General features: G+C 50.4%; 18 protein-coding genes and 1 tRNA gene. 7 read left to right on the top strand and 12 right to left on the bottom strand.

What is annotated here, in order from left to right; translation table 11 throughout:
• Positions 1–423: 423 nt before the first annotated feature.
• Genes L6468_RS12890 through L6468_RS12880 form a run of 3 tightly spaced genes read right to left on the bottom strand, consistent with a single transcriptional unit; the run spans position 424 to position 1943 of the window.
• The gene (locus L6468_RS12890; protein WP_237793521.1) at positions 424–1308 is read right to left on the bottom strand and encodes a hypothetical protein; all 885 of its coding nucleotides are present in this window, start codon (positions 1306–1308) and stop codon (positions 424–426) included.
• Positions 1309–1326: 18 nt separating this feature from the next.
• The gene (locus L6468_RS12885) at positions 1327–1668 is read right to left on the bottom strand and encodes a type II toxin-antitoxin system HicB family antitoxin (RefSeq protein WP_237793520.1); all 342 of its coding nucleotides are present in this window, start codon (positions 1666–1668) and stop codon (positions 1327–1329) included.
• Positions 1669–1682: 14 nt separating this feature from the next.
• Positions 1683–1943: a type II toxin-antitoxin system HicA family toxin gene (locus L6468_RS12880; RefSeq protein WP_237793519.1), complete on the bottom strand. Its 261-nt coding sequence runs from the start codon at positions 1941–1943 to the stop codon at positions 1683–1685.
• A gap of 218 nt (positions 1944–2161) precedes the next feature.
• Here L6468_RS12880 and L6468_RS12875 point away from each other — a divergent pair, with 218 nt between their 5' ends.
• Positions 2162–3142 carry an outer membrane beta-barrel protein gene (locus tag L6468_RS12875; protein WP_237793518.1) on the top strand — a complete coding sequence of 327 codons (981 nt, stop codon included), beginning with the start codon at positions 2162–2164 and terminating at the stop codon, positions 3140–3142.
• Between the two features lie 49 nt (positions 3143–3191).
• Here L6468_RS12875 and L6468_RS12870 read toward each other — a convergent pair whose 3' ends face one another.
• The 3 genes from L6468_RS12870 to L6468_RS12860 all read right to left on the bottom strand — a co-directional run bounded on the left by L6468_RS12870 (position 3192) and on the right by L6468_RS12860 (position 5496).
• Positions 3192–4025, bottom strand: coding sequence for a hypothetical protein (locus L6468_RS12870; protein ID WP_237793517.1), 834 nt, complete (start codon positions 4023–4025; stop codon positions 3192–3194).
• Positions 4022–5335 (bottom strand): aminotransferase class I/II-fold pyridoxal phosphate-dependent enzyme, encoded by a 1314-nt coding sequence (locus L6468_RS12865; RefSeq protein WP_237793516.1) that lies wholly within the window; start codon positions 5333–5335, stop codon positions 4022–4024. The genes L6468_RS12870 and L6468_RS12865 overlap by 4 nt, the downstream gene beginning before the upstream one ends.
• Positions 5336–5422: 87 nt before the next feature.
• Positions 5423–5496, bottom strand: a tRNA-Thr gene (locus L6468_RS12860).
• A 271-nt stretch (positions 5497–5767) separates the two neighbouring features.
• On the opposite strand from L6468_RS12860, the gene L6468_RS12855 reads away from it, so the two are divergent.
• The 6 genes from L6468_RS12855 (at position 5768) to L6468_RS12830 (ending at position 10089) form a co-directional block, all read left to right on the top strand.
• Positions 5768–6304 carry a DUF4199 domain-containing protein gene (locus tag L6468_RS12855; protein ID WP_237793515.1) on the top strand — a complete coding sequence of 179 codons (537 nt, stop codon included), beginning with the start codon at positions 5768–5770 and terminating at the stop codon, positions 6302–6304.
• A 23-nt stretch (positions 6305–6327) separates the two neighbouring features.
• Complete coding sequence (locus L6468_RS12850) at positions 6328–7263, top strand: glycosyltransferase family 2 protein (protein WP_091814034.1); 936 nt, start codon at positions 6328–6330, stop codon at positions 7261–7263.
• On the top strand, positions 7260–7745 hold the full coding sequence (locus L6468_RS12845; RefSeq protein ID WP_237793514.1) for a DUF6452 family protein: 486 nt from the start codon (positions 7260–7262) through the stop codon (positions 7743–7745). Before L6468_RS12850 ends, L6468_RS12845 begins: the two co-directional genes overlap by 4 nt.
• A complete protein-coding gene (locus tag L6468_RS12840) occupies positions 7702–8403 on the top strand; it encodes a DUF6048 family protein (RefSeq protein WP_237793513.1) in 702 nt (233 codons plus the stop codon). Before L6468_RS12845 ends, L6468_RS12840 begins: the two co-directional genes overlap by 44 nt.
• 10 nt (positions 8404–8413) lie before the next feature.
• A complete protein-coding gene (locus L6468_RS12835; RefSeq protein WP_091814043.1) occupies positions 8414–9343 on the top strand; it encodes an FAD:protein FMN transferase in 930 nt (309 codons plus the stop codon).
• Positions 9344–9417: 74 nt separating this feature from the next.
• Complete coding sequence (locus L6468_RS12830; protein WP_237793512.1) at positions 9418–10089, top strand: Crp/Fnr family transcriptional regulator; 672 nt, start codon at positions 9418–9420, stop codon at positions 10087–10089.
• Between the two features lie 2 nt (positions 10090–10091).
• On the opposite strand, the gene L6468_RS12825 is transcribed toward L6468_RS12830, so the two are convergent.
• From L6468_RS12825 to L6468_RS12800, 6 genes are all read right to left on the bottom strand, one after another.
• Positions 10092–10730 (bottom strand): M15 family metallopeptidase, encoded by a 639-nt coding sequence (locus tag L6468_RS12825; protein WP_237793511.1) that lies wholly within the window; start codon positions 10728–10730, stop codon positions 10092–10094.
• Between the two features lie 259 nt (positions 10731–10989).
• On the bottom strand, positions 10990–14385 hold the full coding sequence (locus tag L6468_RS12820; RefSeq protein WP_237793510.1) for a lamin tail domain-containing protein: 3396 nt from the start codon (positions 14383–14385) through the stop codon (positions 10990–10992).
• Between the two features lie 133 nt (positions 14386–14518).
• Entirely contained in the window at positions 14519–15892 is a 1374-nt protein-coding gene (glmM, locus tag L6468_RS12815; protein WP_237793509.1) for a phosphoglucosamine mutase, read from the bottom strand.
• A 4-nt stretch (positions 15893–15896) separates the two neighbouring features.
• Positions 15897–16523, bottom strand: coding sequence for a BamK family beta-barrel-assembly machinery protein (gene bamK / locus L6468_RS12810; RefSeq protein ID WP_237793508.1), 627 nt, complete (start codon positions 16521–16523; stop codon positions 15897–15899).
• A gap of 19 nt (positions 16524–16542) precedes the next feature.
• Positions 16543–17580 carry a DHH family phosphoesterase gene (locus tag L6468_RS12805; RefSeq protein WP_237793507.1) on the bottom strand — a complete coding sequence of 346 codons (1038 nt, stop codon included), beginning with the start codon at positions 17578–17580 and terminating at the stop codon, positions 16543–16545.
• A complete protein-coding gene (locus tag L6468_RS12800; protein WP_237793506.1) occupies positions 17581–18492 on the bottom strand; it encodes a nucleotidyltransferase family protein in 912 nt (303 codons plus the stop codon).
• Between the last annotated feature and the right edge of the window lie 131 nt (positions 18493–18623).

Raw genomic sequence — 18623 nt, 5'->3', positions numbered from 1 at the left:
ATCTGGTTACATGGTTACAGCTGTAACCATGTAACCGCTAAAGTATGAAGATATGGTAAAATTCATAGTAATATGTTGACATTCAATATCTTGCATGCGTGTAATAGTATCCGTAATAGCAAAATGGTTACATGGTTACAGCTGTAACCATGTAACCGTTCTGTGTATAGTACTTGTAGCGTTTTATATTAGTTCTAGCAAGTGCCCGTATTAGTTCTCGCAGGGAAAAACCTAGGTGTAGCAGGGGAAGAAACGGCTGCTCTCCATCGTTTGCCTGCACCCAAACGGTTGTGCGCCCATACGCAAACAACTGTGCGCCTATACCCGTTTTAAATCGCAAAAAATATGAGTGATGCTCGTTATGCTCTCCTGAAAAAATCAAAGACCCCCTGATTACCATGTACCATGTAGATTTGTCTATGGTTATTTGCACAGATACAGTTTATTCTCGTCAAAGTCAAAGATGGCGGGCATCGTAAAGAACTTCAGTCCCAAGAAGCCACATTCTTCCAAGGACTTGAAGGTGGACACACCCACAGAGACATTCTCGTACATCCTCTTGCAGATGGTCAGCTCTTCAGCATAGACGCCCTGTGCTACCACCTTTCCCGTTCTTTTGTCGCGTGCATCCTTCAGGCTGATCTTTCCATCGCTGAAGAGGTTTTCTACGCTGGCATTGCATTTGTTGAGGAAAAGCAGCGAGGCATTTCCCATATCCGCAATGAATTTTCCTGTGATGGTTTTTTGATATCCACCAGCAGAAATGGTTAATGAGGTCGTGATATCTGGCATTCCAAACTGGTTGTAGGTCAGATTCCAATCCGAGGCTTCCCTTGTGAGTTTCTGTAGGGCATCCCTGCTGCAGACACTGAATTGAGACTTACCAAGGTCTATTTTGACGATAGAACTGTTGTCCTGAGGATGATGAAGCATCTGGATAGGTATCTTGAGCTCATTGTCATCACTGGTGATCTTCACAGGTCCTTCAAAGATAGCATCACCCATCCGCAGGCGTGCCTGAGCCGTATATTTCACATGACGCAATCCGCCAAGATACCTGATTTTCTCGTCAGACTCCTTCACCTCCATTTTCAGGGAGTCCTTATGGGCTTCATAGAATGCCTCACTCATCATCAGGCCTGGCACGCCACTCTCCAGCATTAACTTAGCCTTCGCCCCGTTCAGAGTCGTCTCACAATAGAAATGCCCATGTTCCAGGGTCAGATTGAACACTGCCTCCGTTTGAGCCATACAATATTGGCCCAGGAACAGGAAGAACAATAAGGTGTGATAAAAATGCTTCATCATGATTCCTTTCATTTAAGACTATATCACAGATGCTTCAACCTTTTTCTCCAATGCGTCCTTGATGTATGCATTGATGGATATACCAGCTTTTAACGCAAGCATGGCTATCTGACGATGAATGCTGGGAGATAGTCGCACATTCAATACACCTGTATAACTTTTGTCTGGCTCAATGCCCTCGTCTTCGCAATAGGTCAAATAATCGTCTACTGCCTCGTGAAAGGCAGTGGTCAACTCCTTAACGCTTTCACCTTCGAAGTTTACCAGTCCGTTAATTCCTTCAATCTTACCAAAGAATACTTGGTCCTTATCGCTGTAGTTCACCGAACCGATATACCCCTTGTACGTCATTGTATTCATATTGTCTCCTCCTATTATTTTTTTATTAAACCTGCTTCACGTAAATCATTCAGAACCTGTTTCATGGCATATTCTTTCATGATATTGCCAGGATGTGGTTTGTGTAACATGATGGGGCGCTTGTCGCCATTCTTGAATATCAGCCTAGAGCCGGACGTTCTCCCCTTATTGCTACGCTCGTAACCATAGCCCTCTAATAGACGTTGCATCTCATCGAACGTAAAATCTGAGGGCATTGCAAGAAACCTTTCGCGCAATTTTTCTTTAGTTCCCATGTCTATTGTTTCTCTTTTGCTTGCAAATGTAACTAAATATTAGTTACAATCCAAATTTATTCTTAGTTTTTTTTACTAAAAGGCTATTCTTTCTTTATATCCTCCAAACAATTTGCATTTTTTATTATGATAGTTTATTTATATTTTTGTAAAAAATAATTTGGATGTTTCAAAAGAAAGTCTTACCTTTGCGCCTGAAAAGATTGTTACAAACAGCTATGAAGAAAATTAAAATTGTTTTCCTGAGCATGGCCGCCTTGCTGATGGCGAGCTGTGCACCAAGGGTGGTAACGGATATGTACACCAGCGAATATGCTGCGTTGTCGCCAGATTCCGTACGCGTGTTCTTAATGAATGAAAAAGTGCCTGAGCAGACGCTGGCGATAGGTACGGTGAAAGTTGTTGACGGCGGACTGGCTGCAAAAGGTAGTTTCAAGCAGGTGCTCGACCTGGCTGTGAAGGCTACGGCAAAGAATGGCGGTAATGGTCTGGTCATCACCGAACATCGACAGCCGGATTTGCGTAGCACGATTCACCGTATATGGGGCACCATGCTGCGTATGCCAGAGACGGAGAGCGACACTAGTGTTGTAAAGGGCTCTCTTTACCATGCGCTTGCTCAGCCTGCGGATAACCAGTATGTGCAGACGTATCAGTCGCCTTTCGAGGAAATCAAGAAGAGAAATGAGAATGCACCACGCAATATCCTGCGTTTCAGCGTAGGACCTTCATGGCTGATTTCGGATTTCCAGGTTGGTGAGAGAGTTTATAAGTCGAAGTGCGGCATAGATGTGTCGGTGGATTATGACCACGTGTGGACGTCGGGCCTCGGCCTCGGTGTCAACTACCTGCACAACTATACGTCGTTTGAGGAAGGTTTTGATCAGCGTTTGGACTATATAGGTCCCAGTCTGGTGTTGGCATTGCCTTCTGACAAGTGGCGTTGGGATATGGCTCTTGGCTTTGGCTACTGCAGATATTCGGAGTCTGTGGGCAACCTGTCTGTTTCTGAGAGTCACGTGGCACCGCTGATGCGCATGGGCCTGGAATACAAGGTGAGTGATCAGATAGCACTGGGCGCACAGATGAATATGATTACCGTGAAACTGGATAAGCCCGAAGGCTTCGAGCTGAAGGATAATGAGTTTTATGGCATCAAGCGCTTCGGCATCCAGGTGGGTATGCGCTATTACTTCTAATGGAAATAAATAATAAAGGTGCCTTGCGGGGCACCTTTATTATTTTTCTTTATTCGTCATAGGAAACTTGCTTGCGTAGCAGGTTCACCTGCGTGACGTTGATATAGTAACCATTGACGAAAGCACCATATTTTCTGAGTTTCTCGACGTCCTTTGCCGTGAGGCGGATTCTGTAGGAGGTGGCTGTGCTGCTCACGCTGGCACATCCCCATTCGTTGAGCTCGGAGTCATTGCCCTCAAGCGTCTCATCAGTGGTGTTGTAGATGGTCTTGAACACCCAGTACTTGGTTTCCGGGTCGTCCTTGTTGACCTCGAAGATAAACTCAAGCTTGTCGCCCTCGTTGGCTGAGGCGAAGTTCTCTGGCTTGAGCACAAAGCCGCCAGTCCAGTTCTCAAAGGCACATTCGCCCTTCCAGATACGGGTGGAAACCCACTTGGTGTTGTTGCCAGGCGTCAGATAGACATTGCTGATCCTGATGTTGCACGAGTCGTGCGGCTGAAGCACAATCTCATTCACTGACGTAACATCCTGTCCGTCGAAATAGCAGGTCAGCGAGGTAAGACCAGGTTTGCCGACGGTCTTGAACTTATTGGCCACCACCACCTGTACAGGTACAGGGAGCGGGTCGATGAACTCGAAGGTGACCGACTCATAGCCAGACAGGTCGGAGGGCATGTTCTGCTCAAGGAAATTGCCCACCAGGCCTCCCCAGGGGACACCCTTGTAGATGATGTTTTCGTTTTCGTCGAGGCCACATTCCTCGTAGATGTTCCATGTGCTACCAAACTTCAACGTAACGTCGTTGGCATCAACATGTCTGCTTTCCTCTCCACAGGCAAGGAGGAACAGCGCTGCTGATAGGAAAAGAATTAGTTTTTTCATCGTGGATTGTTTTCGGCAAAGATTGCCATTCGCTCTTCCAGTTGGTCGTACTGGTGATCCTCAATAAATGAGGTGCAGACACGCAGACCCTCCTGATGAGAGCCTGTGGTGATGAGACAGATGGCAGAAACGCCGTAGTACATCAGCTCGCGAGCCAACTCGCCGCTGGTCATGCCTGGATAGCCAATGGTGAAATAGAAACCGTCGGCAATAGGCTTATCGAGGTCTTTGTCGTAGACAATATAGAAATTGTGGCGACAGAAGATTTCCTTGAGTTTATGTGCACGCTCGCCATACACCTTGATATCGTCGCGGAAACGGTACTCACCGTCGCAGGCAGCACGGAACAGGGCTGCCAGAGCGTATTGGGCCGAGTGGCTGGTGCCTGATGAGAGGGCGTAGAGCATGCGGGTAGAGAAAACCAGTCCAAAGGGCAGCCCCTCATAGCGATTGGCCAGGTCGGGGAAGTGGCGATGGAACAGCTTGTCGCTGATGCACACCACGCCGATACGCTCGCCGGCATACGAGAAAGCTTTGGAGCCAGAGATAAGCAACATATAGTTGTCGGTATAATGGGCCACAGAAGGCTGATAGGGGGCTTGGAATGGTGTGGAGAGGTCCTGGCGGAAGTCCATGGCGAAATAAGCGAGGTCTTCCATCACGATGGCGTCATACTTTGTGGCCAGTGTGCCGATGGTCTGCAGCTCCTGCTCTGTCAAGCAGATCCAGGCAGGATTGTTGGGATTGCTATAAACGATAGCGCAGATCTTTCCCGTAGAGAGATATGACTCCAGTTTGGCACCCAACTTGTCGCCACGGAAGTCGTACACGTCAAAGGTCTCGTATTTCACGCCCTGCACCTGCAGCTGCATTTTCTGAACAGGGAAACCTGGGTCAATAAACAATACGGTGTCCTTGCCCTTGGTAGCCTGCGAACAGGTGAGGAAAGAGGCAAAGGTGCCCTGCATAGAGCCGCAAACGGGTACGCACCCCTCGGGGGCAATGTCCACATTAATGAAAGCCTTGACAAAACGAGAGGCCTGCTTCTTCAGTTCGGGGTAGCCCTGGATATCGGGGTAGGAGTGGGCTATGCCATCCTGCAAAGCCTTGATCTGAGCATCCACGCCCACCTTTGCGGCAGGCAGACCGGGGATACCCATCTCCATCTTGATATATTCCACGCCGCTCTCCTTCTCGGCTTTGGCAGCTACCTGTTTTACTTCACGAATGGTAGCCTTGGCAAAATCCTTGATGCCGAGGCTCTCTACGAGAGTGTCTACGATTTCTTTCTTAATCGGTGTCGGTTTCATTGTCTTGTCGTTTTAAGTTTCCCTTTATAGTAAAAAAAGGATAGGTCGTTTGTGTACCTATCCTTTCCTGAACTTACGTTTATCCTGAGCCTCTTGTCGGATTCGAACCAACGACCCCGAGATTACAAATCACGTGCTCTGGCCAACTGAGCTAAAGAGGCGGGTGGGCAGCGGTCTGCATCGCGTCGCTACGACCAAGTACCCTTGCTACGTTCCCATCCTGGGGGATTCCGAGGGAGCTGACCGTACAGGACTGCCCGTGTTTTGCGGGTGCAAAGGTACGAAAAAAAGTGAAGAGTGAAGAGTGAAGAGTGAAGAATTTGCTTTCGCCTTGGAAATTTTAACTATTTTTTAAGACAATGCCCTCGTTATGTGCAAGAAAATGCGTACTTTTGCACCGTCATACATTATTATATAACAAAAAGAAAAGACGTGACTGCACCAGAATATAAACAGTTGAAAGCCTTTGCCCGCGTTGACGGAGCATTGCTGGCCGTGCTGATGATTACTTGTTTTGCCTGTTATGTTGCAGGTCTTACCTCCCCACTGTATGGATTCCTGTCGATTGTCGCCATTGTGCTGATGCCTTTCTTTGCGGGCATCCGCCTGAAGCGCTTCCGCGACACAGGACTGGAGGGTAGTATCTCGTTTATGCGCGGCTGGGCTTATATCTGCCTGATGTTCTTCTACGGCGGACTGATATTCGCCCTGGCTCAGTATGCCTATATGGCCTATATGGACAAGGGCTATCTGGTGATGACGATTACCAATATACTGGCTTTGCCGGAGAATGCTGAGGTCATCAAGCAGTTGGGTATGGCCGATCAGGTGAGCGAGAGTATCCACATGCTTCAGGCTATGCGCCCCATTGACTTCGCGCTGAACATGCTCACAACGATTATCATGGGTGGCATCATGCTGGGACTGCCCATCGCGGCTATCATGAAAAAGGTGAAAGTGGAAAATTAAAGGATTGAAATCAATATAAGACAATGGATATATCAGTAGTAATACCTCTGTATAACGAGGAAGAGTCGATTCCCGAACTCTATGCTTGGATTGAACGTGTGATGAACGAGCACAACTTCTCGTATGAAGTGATTTTTATCAGCGATGGCAGTACAGACCGCTCGTGGGATATCATCACCGAACTGAAAGAGAAATCTGCTCATGTGAAAGGTATCAAGTTCCGTCGTAACTATGGTAAGAGTCCTGCGCTCTATTGCGGCTTTGAAGAGGCCGAGGGTGATGTGGTGATTACGATGGATGCTGACCTGCAGGATTCGCCCGACGAGATTCCTGAGCTCTATCGCATGATTACGGAGGAGAGATACGACGTTGTAAGTGGTTACAAGCAGAAGCGCTATGACCCCCTGTCAAAGACGTTGCCTACAAAGCTCTTCAATGCTACGGCTCGTGCTGTGAGCGGTATCAAGAACCTGCACGACTTTAACTGCGGACTGAAGGCTTATCGCCATGACGTGGTGAAGAATATTGAGGTCTATGGCGAGATGCACCGCTATATGCCTTACCTGGCTAAGAATGCTGGTTTCGACAAGATTGCCGAGAAGGTGGTTCACCATCAGGCTCGTAAATACGGTGAGTCGAAGTTCATGGGCTGGAACCGTTTTGTGAATGGCTACCTGGATCTGCTCACGCTGTGGTTCCTGAGCACCTTTGGCAAGAAACCTATGCACGTATTCGGTTTCCTGGGCACCATCATGTTCCTGATTGGTTTCTGTGCAGCCTTCATCCTGGGTGTAGGAAAGGTGCTGGGCATGCTCTATATCACAGACTCAGCTTTCTTCTACCTCTCGCTGACCATGATGATGATGGGTACGCAGTTCTTCCTGGCTGGCTTCCTGGGCGACCTGATTAGTCGTACGTCGAATGTGCGCAACGAGTATCAAATAGAAAAGAAGATATGAGGTATTTCTGCCTTTCAGCCTTCCTGCTTTTCCTTGCGGCTTGCTCCACCATCGACTGTCCTGTACAGAACAAGGTGGCGGTGAACTATGCTGTGAAGACCATCGTAGGGGGCGTTGAGGTGAACGACACGCTGAAGGATACGCTGTATGTGTGGTCCACACGCAGCGATGGCGATGATACGCTGATTTTCAACAGTGGCATTGATATCAGCTCGTTCTCCCTGCCTGTCAGTTATACCCATCCAGAGGATAAACTCGTGTTCTGCCTGGTAGATACGAATAAGGTGGCTAAGATAGACACCGTGTGGATTAAGAAAGAGGATACACCGCATTTCGAGTCGGTTGACTGCAGTGCGCATTTCTTCCACACGCTGACAGCCGTACGTAGCACTCACGAGGCGATTGACACGATTTTCATCAATAATCCGAAAGTAAACTATGACCCGTCTCTCGACCATATTCACATCCACTTCAAGAAGTAAGCGGTGGCTTGTTGTCATCCTGGCGCTCCACTTGTCGCTTCTTTCATCTTCCGCTCAGGGATTCCTGAAACTTGAGCGCGACACGGTGCCGTTCTTCCGTGGCTTTGCTGTATCGGCAGATCTCGTGGGACTGGCGCAGATGCAGTTGGGCGACTATGGCCAGTATGAGGCTGCGCTGCGTGTGAACCTGCACGACCAGTATTTCCCCATCCTGGAGGTGGGCGTAGGAAGGGCAAACCATGAGGACGATGAGGTGACGGGTATCACGTATAAGACCAGTGCCCCTTATTTCCGTTTGGGTGTTGACTTCAACATCATGAAGAATAAACATGCGCCCAACCGTATCTATGCAGGCTTGCGTTATGGCTATACCAGTTATAAGGTGGATATCAGTCGGAAGCCTTTCCCCGACCCTGTGTGGAAATGGGATACATCGTATGGTGTGACCGACGAACAGTGTTCGCAGCACTGGGCAGAACTGGTCTTTGGCGTAGATGCGAAGATTGCCGGTCCTTTGCATCTGGGATGGACAGCCCGCTATCGTAACCGTCTGAGCCATAACGACGGACAGATGGGGAATACGTGGTATGTACCTGGATATGGCATTCAGGATTCATCGACGCTGGGTGTCACGTTTAATTTTATCATAGATATTTAGTTCATAGTTGATGAGACGTTTACTTTTTATTGCTTGCAGTTTGCTGTTGCTCGTTTCCTGTGCCCAGAAGGAGTATAGGCAGAATACCAATTTTGTGTTTGGTACTATCTATAATATCACGTATCAGAGTGATAGGGACCTGCAACAGGAGATAGAGGCCGAACTGATGAAGGTGGATGGTGAGTTCTCGATGTTCAACCCTCAGAGTACCGTAGCACGTATCAATAGCGGCGACTCTACCGTGGAGCGCAGCGAGATGTTCAACGAGATATATCAGTTGGCACAGACGGTCAGCAAAGAGACGGATGGTGCCTTTGATATCACCGTGGCACCGCTGGTGAATGCGTGGGGCTTTGGTTTCAAGCATGAGCAGTTGCCTACACCCGAGCAGGTGGATAGTCTCTTGCAGTTGCGCAACCAGATGGACTTCAGCGCTATCGCGAAGGGCTATGGCTGCGATGTGGTGGCTCGTCTGCTGGAGTCTCACGGCATCCATAATTATATGGTGGAGATTGGCGGTGAGGTCGTGGTAAGTGGTAAGAACGCGAAGGGGGATGACTGGCATATAGGCATCACCAAGCCTACAGAAGACTCGCTGAACGTGGAGGGTGAGATGCAGACGGTGCTGAGTATTACCGACCATGCCATGGCTACCAGTGGCAACTATCGTAACTTCTACTATCAGGGCGGACGGAAATATGCTCATACCATTGATCCCCGTACGGGCTATCCTGTACAACATAGTTTGCTGTCGGCTACGGTCTTAGCCGAGAATTGTGCCACAGCCGATGCTTATGCCACCTCGTTTATGGTGCTTGGCGTAGAAGGTGCCAAGGCCGTTCTAGCCCGTCACCCTGAGCTGATGGCTTATCTCATCTATACCGACGAGAAGGGCCAGCTGACTACCTGGGCATCGCCAGCCCTCTCAGATTTTCAATAAATCTGTTCATCTGTAAATGTGTTAATATGTTACTGTGTCTTTAAAAAAGATACTCTGTCTTTAAAAACGTTCCTATGTCTGACTTCCGGTTATACGACAGTTTATTGCGTTTCCCTCTGTTCCAGGGCCTGAGTCGTGCGGAGTTACTCCTGTTGGCCGGACAGACGAAATTCGGTTTCCTGAAACTAGAGGCAGGACAGACGGTCGTACGCGAGGGTGATGCGTGTCAGCAGCTTTTCTTCCTGATTAGTGGCAATCTGTCTGTCACCACCGTGAATGATGATCGTCGCTATAGCGTCATTGAACAGTTGGCTGCTCCCTGGCTCCTGCAGCCCGAGAGTATCTTTGGTGCTCATCCGCAGTATCAGAGTAGTGTGACGACGCTGACGGAGAGTCATTTCATTACGCTCACCAAGGATGAGGTGCTCCGATTACTCGATGACTTCCTGATTATCCGTCTGAACCTGCTGAATCTGTTGGCCACGCAGTCGCAACGCCGTGGTCGCTGGCCTTGGCGTAAGGCTCCTGCCGATTTGCGTCAGCGCATCATCCGGTTCTTCCTGGATCATAGTGTCTATCCTGCAGGTCCCAAGACATTCCGTATCCTGATGAACCAGTTGGCCCAGGAGGTGAATGACAGTCGTCTGGATGTGTCGCAGGTGCTGAATGCCATGCAGGATGAGAGTCTCCTCCGCCTGCGTCGTGGCATCATCGAGATACCCTCCCTGGAACACCTCTTAATGTAGTATCACTTCTCAAAGTGCTGATAGTCTTTCGTGCTGCGCCAATTGCCGCCCCACGAAAAACCATGTTCGATGAAAAGTCGGTAGCAGAGGTCGCCCTTTTCGAGCTTATAAGGGTATTTGCTCTTCCTGTTCGTATATTTCCTTCCGGCCTTGGGCTGTACCCATGTGCTCCCGTCCTTGCGCGTCTTCACGCAGGGATTCTGCAGGGGATTGATATCGATAGCCAGCCCCTGTGCATGCTTCGACAGATGTTTGCTGCCTGTGACGACGCGGTAACAGAAACATGAGGTGTTGTTGGCTGTCATCGAACGTTCATCATTGGCGTCGTAGTCGTCAACGAGTGTCATCCGTTCAATAGGGTAGTGGGCTTCGTACAGCTTCTGGAAGATATCCAGCAGGTCGGCAGCAATCTTACGGTTGCACACCAGTTCTCCCTTGTGTACCTTCCCGTCGGCATCATAGTGTAATACCTGCAGGTATCTCAGGTCGCTGCGTTTGATGGTGCATCCTTTGGGATACGACTTCCCCTGCATCCGTGCAAACACGGCGTTGCTGAGCGTGTCAGCGGAGAAACCCTTTGTCTGGGCCATCATCTCAAGACTCAGGCAGCATATCAGTAATATAAGGTATATCTTCTTCATGGTTGCAAAATTACGTAATATCTCCTGAAAAGCCAAATCATTTTAGGCATTATAGGGATTTTCCCCAGCGAAATAGGGAAACACCCCCTGAGGTTTAGGGACATCCTTTTGCGCCGTTATGGGAAAAGCCGTATCTTTGCACCAGAATCAGTCGAGATTCTATAGGTTTGTTTTTTAGGTTATTGTTTGCTTTAAGTACAATAAGGGCACAACCGATGCGATATCGGATGTGCCCTATTCTTTTATGTATGCGGATCTTTTACTTCTGAATGAACTTCACCGTCTTGACGCGGCCCTGAGCATCGGTATAGCGGGCAATGTAGCAGTTGCCACGCTGTGGCGTGATGACAGGCTGACCAGCCAGGTTATAGAGTGAAATCTGAGAGCCGTGAGCTGAGATCTGGGCTATGTCGATGCCAGTAACGTCGCCCTGCTCTACAGGAACGAGGTAGCTGGTGCTGATATTGCTCTGGGCAATGGTAGGCACGTTCATCACGAAGATATCACTGCCACCGTCAGGATAACGGCCTACGGTCTGGTCGGCCTGATGGGCTGTATAGACCAGACGGTCGCTCCACGACTCATCAGCAGCGGTGAGAAGTACGCTGCCACCATCAGCATCCAGTTTGAAGGAAGCGTGCAACTGGTCTTTTGACTCCAGTTTGTCGCACCATACGATGAGGTAGCCGTGGGCGGGAATTGTGGTGGATGCCTGTGAGTCGCCCTTGCTGATCTGATATTTCAGGGGCTTCTTCTCGTTATCGCTGAGGTACATGTCGGCCACGTCGATGTCTTTGTCGGTGGTGTTGTAGAGTTCCACCCAGTCGTTGCGCTTGAAATACTCATTCACGTGGATACCATTGGCAGCGCTGACCTCATTGATACGTATGGGGGTGAGACCCTGTGCGGTTTTCTCGGCATCGGTGAGGGCCGTGAAACAAGCCTGCAGTTTGACGGCATCGGTACCCGTGACGCTGATTGCGGCATTGGTAGAATACTGTGTGCCACTCTTCTTCCAGCAAACGAAGCGGTAGCCGGCTGGGGCTTTGGCCTCCAGACTGAAGGTGCCGAAGAGATAGCCCTTGAAGTAAGCATAGGGTACGTTGATGCCATTGAGGGTGAGTGTGGCACCGTCAATATTGGTGGTGAGTTCCACAGAACGCTTGGACGTGCTGCTGAGGCCGAAGGCACTGAACTGCTTCATGTAGTCGGCCATGGTGCTGGCGCGTCCGCTGAGGCTGTTCTTGATTGTGCTTGCTGAACGGTCTGGGTCGTGTCCGTCGTTGATATACTGCTGTTTCATGAGCTGGCACATGGGCTTCACCTTGTCCAGCAGTTCATTGACGATATCCGAGGCGATACTGGGTTCGAAGACACTGCCTCCCATCAGACAGAATGTGGTGATGAACTTCTGACGGTAGTCGGTATTGTTCAGCAGGTTCAGGAAAAGGTTCACGATATTCTTGTTGTAGCTGGTGCGTGGTGCACTGTCGTTCTTGAACCTTGCGAAATTGGTGAACGGATTGTTCTCGCTGTCGCTCCAGCAGCCCTTGAAGGCATAGTCGAGGTCGAAGCTGATAAAGCGGTAGCGACCGTCGTTCCTGCTGCGATAGGCCTTCATGTTGTTGTCGGGCCAGTCATCATTATAGAGGTAGAACGTAGCAGCCATATAGTTGGTGAACTCATCTATGTCGAGCAATGTCTGCAGTTCTTCGTAGGCAGTGTTGTCGGAAGCCTGTTTGCCCAGTTCGAAGATACGCTTGATGGCTGTGTCATCACCATTCTTCATGGTGAGGTTCTCAAAGGCATCCAGTTCCTCATCATCATAGCCGAAGTTGGCATAGGCAAACTTGTCGTTGTTGGGCTCACGCATATTGAACACACCACGCAGCTGTCCGTTGACATATTCTATCACGGGTACGTATGACTGTACGTCGAGGTCGATGCCGGAACGCTGGATGATGGTCTCAAGGGCAGGGTCAATGAAACGGGCATTATGGCGCCAGATATCATTACCTCCGTTACGGATCAGGAGGGTCTTGCTGCGGATATAGGGCTTCTGTGGGAAAAAAGGATAGTCAAACTGGTTCTGACCGTCAAACACCTTGTTGCTCTTCAACTTGAACGAGCGGTATTGCTGACTGCGGGTGTAGCCGCCAGAGGCACTGATGTTGACATCCTGGTTGAACAGCATCTCGCCGTCGGTGCTGATATACGAGAAGTTCACAGGACGGTCCCAGTCCTGATTGTAGTTCTTCGGACTGCTCTGTCCGTTGCCAGTCTTACCATTTGTGCCGTCACCGTCGCAGTCGAAACCTATCTTCGGGTCGGTGAAGTATTTCTTGTCGCCCACGATGGAGATGATGGGCAAGGTGTAGTTGCTGCTGGTCTTGATATAGCTGCGGGTGACGGGTACGCTGGGCAGGTAGCCGTCCTTGAAGAGGCGGACGGTGAGGTTGGTGGTATTGTCGAAGGTGAACTTGCCATTCTTGCTCTCCTTCGTGGCTTCTAAGGTTGTGCCGTCGTCGGTATAGAGTTCCCAGCTTACGTTGTCGAAATAGTAGTTGTTGTCCTTCTTGTCAACATTCAGGTTGAACACGATGGACTGCATCCTGGCCCCGGTGCTCTGACCTGTCCAATAGTCATAGCTGGCACCTGTCTGCTCATTGGTAATCGTACCTTCGTAGCTGATTTCCTTCCATTGGGTGGTGACATTATAACTGCCGTCCATGATGCTGCCGTTGATGTAGTCGTGGGGCGCACCGTGGGTCTGTGTGGTGATGCGGGCGGCCTTATCGGCACGTACCATCATGCGGAAACGGTATTTCTCGCCAGTCTGCCACACGTGGTCAGGGGTGTAGACAAAGAGTTGGGCTGACCAGTCGTTGGATGCATTGGCAGTACTGTGTATCTTGATGCCCCGGGAACCATTATAGCCTGCGCCGTCGACAATACGCTGCACGTCACCGCTGCCGTTGGCATCGCGGCTTACAAGGCAGGTGGCATCCGTACCTTCACAGTCGCCATTGACAATGAAGTCCGTCCAGGGGGATGCTTCCGCTCCACCCTTGGGTGCTGTGGGCAGACTGCCATCGGTGGTGTACATCAGACGGGCACCGTCGGGGATGGTAACCTTGACGCTCAGGGTATTCTTGAAGATGGTACTGCCTTTGTCGACAACGGGTGCTTCCAGACGCTCGCTGGCAAAGACGGCCGTAGCATTTGATGCCTCTGGGGTAGGCGTGGAGGTCCAGCTCCATTCGTTGCCACCATCCGTGGTACGTGCGTAGGCCGTACGGCTCATGGCCGACGGATATTGCAGGTTATCTACGACGGTACCGTTCTTATCCTTGAGGATGATGGTGCCACCGTCGCAATCCAGTTTGAACGGGGCCTGGTTCGACTTGATATCGTTTGAACCCATCCAAACGACCTTATATCCTTTAGCGGGGATGGTGCCTATGTTACTGGGCATCTGCCAACTATGGTCTGCATCGTCGCAGAGATACATGCCGGCAAGGTTGACGTTCTGATCGCTGGGGTTGTAGAATTCTACCCAACTGTCGAAATTCGTGGCAGGACTCATCACTGATCCTGCGTTGGAAGCCATCAACTCGTTGATGACTACTATTACAGACAAAATACTAGTCCACATTTTAAGTTAATATTATATAGGTATAGGTTTACTATTATATAGTATACGAACAATGGGACAAAATCCCCGAAAAAAAGTCTTCCAGACACGCAATGGCGTATCTGGAAGACAACTGTATAGGGATTGTAATTGCTTACTGCATGTCGTAGACCACCTGCATGAGGCGCTTGCCCAGGGCGTCGGCCTCCTCCATGGTCTGAGCCTCGCTATAGACGCGGATGATGGGCTCGGTGTTTGACTTGCGCAGGTGAACCCACTTGGTGGGGAAATCGATCTTCACACCGTCGATATCATTGACCACAGCCTCTGAATCGGCAGCAAACATCTCCTTCACTTTCACGAGGATGGCGTCGACATCGGTCTCGGGTGTGAGGTCGATACGGTTCTTGGCAATCTGATAGTCGGGGAACGTCTTACGCAGTTCGCTGGCCTTCATACCCTTCTGGGCCAGACTGCTCAGGAACAGACCGATACCTACGAGGGCATCACGGCCGTAGTGGCTCTCAGGATAGATGACACCGCCATTACCTTCACCACCAATCACGGCACCTACTTCCTTCATCTTCGTAGTGACATTGACCTCGCCCACAGCTGCAGCGGTGTACTTGCCGCCGTGCTTCTCTGTGACGTCGCGCAGTGCACGGGTAGAAGAGAGGTTGCTGACGGTGTTGCCCTTGTCGTGTGACAATACATAATCGGCTACAGATACCAGGGTGTATTCCTCGCCAAACATCTTGCCGTCTTCGCAGATGAATGCCAGACGGTCCACGTCGGGGTCAACCACGATACCGAGGTCGAAACCGCCCTGCTTCATCTTGTCCATGATACCCTGCAGGTTCTTCTCCAGGGGCTCTGGGTTATGGGCGAACTGACCGGTGCATTCGCTATTCAGGATCTCGAAGTCTACACCAAGTGCCTTGAACAGGTCGGGCAGGATGATGCCACCTACAGAATTGATGGTGTCGGCGCAGACACGGAACTTACGGGCCTTGATAGCCTCGACGTCAACCAGACGGAGGTCGAGCACCGACTGGATATGCTGCTGGTTCATGGTGTCGTCCTTGATAACACGACCCAGTTTCTCCACCGGAGCGTAGTCGAAGTCTTCCTTCTCGGCAATAGCCAGTACCTCAGCACCGTCGGCTGCAGTCAGGAACTCACCCTCGCTGTTGAGCAACTTCAGCGCGTTCCACTGTGTGGGGTTGTGAGAGGCGGTGATGATGATACCACCGTCGGCCTTGTGCCAGCGTACTGCCAACTCGGTGGTTGGTGTGGTAGCCAGACCAATATCAATCACTTCGTAGCCCATGCCGACAAGCGTGCCACAGACAACGTCGCGTACCATGGGACCAGAGATGCGGCCATCACGGCCTACAACGATTTTCTTTCCGTTGATAAACGTGGCGTATGCCGTTGTGAATTTCACGATGTCCAGGGGGTTGAGCGTGTCACCCGTATGTCCGCCGATAGTACCGCGGATACCTGAGATAGATTTGATAAGTGTCATAAAATTAGTATGTTCGTTGATAACTTATTTCGTAATAATAGGGATAGACATAGCTGGACGCTGTGGTGTGACCCTTGGAGTGGGGCACAATCAGCTTGACCTGGGCAATATGTCCTGTCTCATCGTCCTCGCGGCCTACATTGATATAGGGCAGCGGTGACAGCAGACCAGCGGCTACGGATGACGTGCCGTAGGTAGAATACATCAGACTGCCTGAAAGGAAGTAGGCAGAGTAGGATGTACCGGTGCGCTGTACCACCATATAGTCGGGATCGTAGGGGTCGGTATCGTTATAGACCTGTGTGGAGTCCATGATGCACATCTCAAAGAAACGCATCAGGAGCGTCACACGTTCATTGTTCTGCACAGGTGTACCGTATCCCTTATGTACAATCTGCATGTAAACACCGTCGTTGTTCAGATAGACATACTCGTTCTTGGCGGTATCGGTCATGTCACCCTGGGCGTGGAAGTCGGCCTCAGAGATCACATTGATGCCCTGTTCGGCAATGAAGTTCCTGATAGCTGCGCGCTCCTTGTCCTTTTTCTCACCGTAGGTCTCGTAGTCGTTGCATGACGTGAAACTGACGAGACAGCCAAGAATAGCCATAACGAAGAATACTTTTCTCATGTAGCTTATCTTATTTTGTTTAACTTTTCAATTTGTCCTCGAACGCCAGGATAGCCTTTTGGGCAATCTTGACAGCTTCCTCGAGCGAGCACTCCAGACGGCCGCCAGAGGCATTCAGGTGACCTCCGCCGTTGAAGAACTGTGCGGCAACCTCATTGCAGGGGAAGTCGTCGACAGAGCGCAGGCTGACCCAGATAAGGTTCTCTTTCTCAGTGTCCTCACGCAGGGAGATGCTCAACTTCAGGCCTTTGATCTGCTGTGGGATGTTGACCAGTCCCTCGGCATCGCCCTTGATGAAGTGGAAACGCTTCAGGTCGTCACGGCTCAGGGTGAAATAGGCTGCATGACGCGCTGCGTCGTACACCATCTTCTCGTAGAGCACGTAGCCCATCAGACGGATGCGGTCTTCGGAATAGTTATGATAGACGTTACGATAAATCTTGTCCTTGTTGATATGTTTCGTGAGCAACTGTCCGATGATGAAGAAGATATCAGGATCATTGCTGTTGAAGGTGAAACCGCCGGTATCTGTCATCATGCCGCAATACACGGGGATGGCAAAATGTTTGGTGGCTTCGGGGAAGAGCCCCAGCTGCCAGGCCAGGCGGAACACCAGTTCGCAGGTAGAAGAGGCCTGCGGAACAGAGATGGTGAGCGCAGCCTCGACATCAGGATCCAGATGGTGGTCGATGAGCACCTTCTTTGCCTTGGTTGACGTCAGGGCCTCACATATCTCGCCCGTACGACTGAGTGAATTGAAATCCAGGCAGAAAATGAGGTCGGCGTGCTGGATGGTCCAGTCGCAGCCCTCCTTATGCTTGTCGTAACGGATAATTTTCTCGGTGTTGGGCAGCCACTGCAGGAAGTCGGGATACTGGTCGGGAATAATCATCTGGGCTTCTTTTCCCAGCATACGCAGGCATTCCGTCCATCCCAGCACAGCACCGATGGCATCGCCGTCGGGACTGCGGTGGCATACACAGATGATAGTGTCAGCATGAGAAACAAGCGTGCGGAGTTGTTCGCACGCTTGTTCTGTTATAATGTTGTCGAGCATTTAAAACAGTTTGTTGGGGTAAACACCCTCGTCAACCAACTTCTGGATGCGGGCAACGGTAGCATCGCGGTCGGCAGCATAGGTTACGCCGAACCATACGCTGGTGGTATCGAGCACCTCACAGGTAGCCGTACCGTCGTTGATGAGCTTGTTGACCATGAGGGGGATGAAGAACTCGGCCTTCAGATTCTCCATGTTCTTAGGATCACTGAGGAACTCCTTGAAGTAAGCTTCTGAGTATTCGAAATAGTCGGGTGTGAAGCCCCACATGTTCATTGATACAGGAGCGTTCTCCTCCAGAGCCTGCCATTCGCCCTGCTCGTCCTTGTACTTGATAACGCCGTCCATACGCAGTATCTCAGTGCGCTCCACGACGTCAGTCAGATGACGCTTGTCGTTGTAGGCACATACACCGCGGGCCACACTGCCGTTCTCACTCAGCGTGTTGCATACGCGGAAGCCTACCATGGCGTACTTGTTCTTTGTTCTCTCGGGCAGTTCGCTCAGGTACTTACCAATCTGCATGAAGGCATCACGACCGTAGAAGTCGTCGCAGTTGATCACGCAGAAAGGCTCCTTGATGACGTCCTTACCCATCAGTACAGCATGGTTGGTTCCCCAGGGCTTTACACGACCTTCTGGAGCCTTGAAGCCCTCGGGCAGTGCGTCGAGTGCCTGGAAGCACAGTTCGCAGGGTACGTGACCCTCATATTTGGCCAGAATCTGGGTGCGGAACTGCTCCTCGAAATCCTTACGGATCACCCACACGATTTTGCCGAATCCAGCCTGGATGGCGTCGTAGATACTATAGTCCATGATGGTCTCGCCGTTGGGGCCCAGACCGTCGAGCTGCTTCAGGCCGCCATAACGGCTTCCCATACCTGCTGCAAGAAGAAATAGGGTTGGTTTCATTTCGTTTTGTATTTGTATTTATTATTTTCGTGGCAAAGATACTACTTTTAATCGAGAATTGAGAATCGAGCATTGAGAATTTGCCTCTGCTCTACCTTTTTTAACAATAAATGACGGCTTTTTCCTCTCTC

The sequence above is a fragment of the Prevotella communis genome (assembly GCF_022024115.1).
Lineage (GTDB): Bacteria > Bacteroidota > Bacteroidia > Bacteroidales > Bacteroidaceae > Prevotella > Prevotella communis.
Note: the sequence above shows the minus strand (reverse complement) of the source record. Positions and strands in the feature narration are given on the sequence as shown.

Bases quoted from the DNA above. Each gene is read 5' to 3' on its own strand.
- L6468_RS12880 (WP_237793519.1), bottom strand. From the start codon at position 1,943: ATGGGAACTAAAGAAAAATTGCGCGAAAGGTTTCTTGCAATGCCCTCA.
- L6468_RS12840 (WP_237793513.1), top strand. From the start codon at position 7,702: ATGACCCGTCTCTCGACCATATTCACATCCACTTCAAGAAGTAAGCGG.
- glmM (WP_237793509.1), bottom strand. From the start codon at position 15,892: ATGACACTTATCAAATCTATCTCAGGTATCCGCGGTACTATCGGCGGA.
- bamK (WP_237793508.1), bottom strand. From the start codon at position 16,523: ATGAGAAAAGTATTCTTCGTTATGGCTATTCTTGGCTGTCTCGTCAGT.
- L6468_RS12875 (WP_237793518.1), top strand. From the start codon at position 2,162: ATGAAGAAAATTAAAATTGTTTTCCTGAGCATGGCCGCCTTGCTGATG.
- L6468_RS12845 (WP_237793514.1), top strand. From the start codon at position 7,260: ATGAGGTATTTCTGCCTTTCAGCCTTCCTGCTTTTCCTTGCGGCTTGC.
- L6468_RS12885 (WP_237793520.1), bottom strand. From the start codon at position 1,668: ATGAATACAATGACGTACAAGGGGTATATCGGTTCGGTGAACTACAGC.
- L6468_RS12800 (WP_237793506.1), bottom strand. From the start codon at position 18,492: ATGAAACCAACCCTATTTCTTCTTGCAGCAGGTATGGGAAGCCGTTAT.
- L6468_RS12825 (WP_237793511.1), bottom strand. From the start codon at position 10,730: ATGAAGAAGATATACCTTATATTACTGATATGCTGCCTGAGTCTTGAG.
- L6468_RS12870 (WP_237793517.1), bottom strand. From the start codon at position 4,025: ATGAAAAAACTAATTCTTTTCCTATCAGCAGCGCTGTTCCTCCTTGCC.
- L6468_RS12850 (WP_091814034.1), top strand. From the start codon at position 6,328: ATGGATATATCAGTAGTAATACCTCTGTATAACGAGGAAGAGTCGATT.
- L6468_RS12865 (WP_237793516.1), bottom strand. From the start codon at position 5,335: ATGAAACCGACACCGATTAAGAAAGAAATCGTAGACACTCTCGTAGAG.
- L6468_RS12890 (WP_237793521.1), bottom strand. From the start codon at position 1,308: ATGATGAAGCATTTTTATCACACCTTATTGTTCTTCCTGTTCCTGGGC.
- L6468_RS12820 (WP_237793510.1), bottom strand. From the start codon at position 14,385: ATGTGGACTAGTATTTTGTCTGTAATAGTAGTCATCAACGAGTTGATG.
- L6468_RS12805 (WP_237793507.1), bottom strand. From the start codon at position 17,580: ATGCTCGACAACATTATAACAGAACAAGCGTGCGAACAACTCCGCACG.
- L6468_RS12830 (WP_237793512.1), top strand. From the start codon at position 9,418: ATGTCTGACTTCCGGTTATACGACAGTTTATTGCGTTTCCCTCTGTTC.
- L6468_RS12835 (WP_091814043.1), top strand. From the start codon at position 8,414: ATGAGACGTTTACTTTTTATTGCTTGCAGTTTGCTGTTGCTCGTTTCC.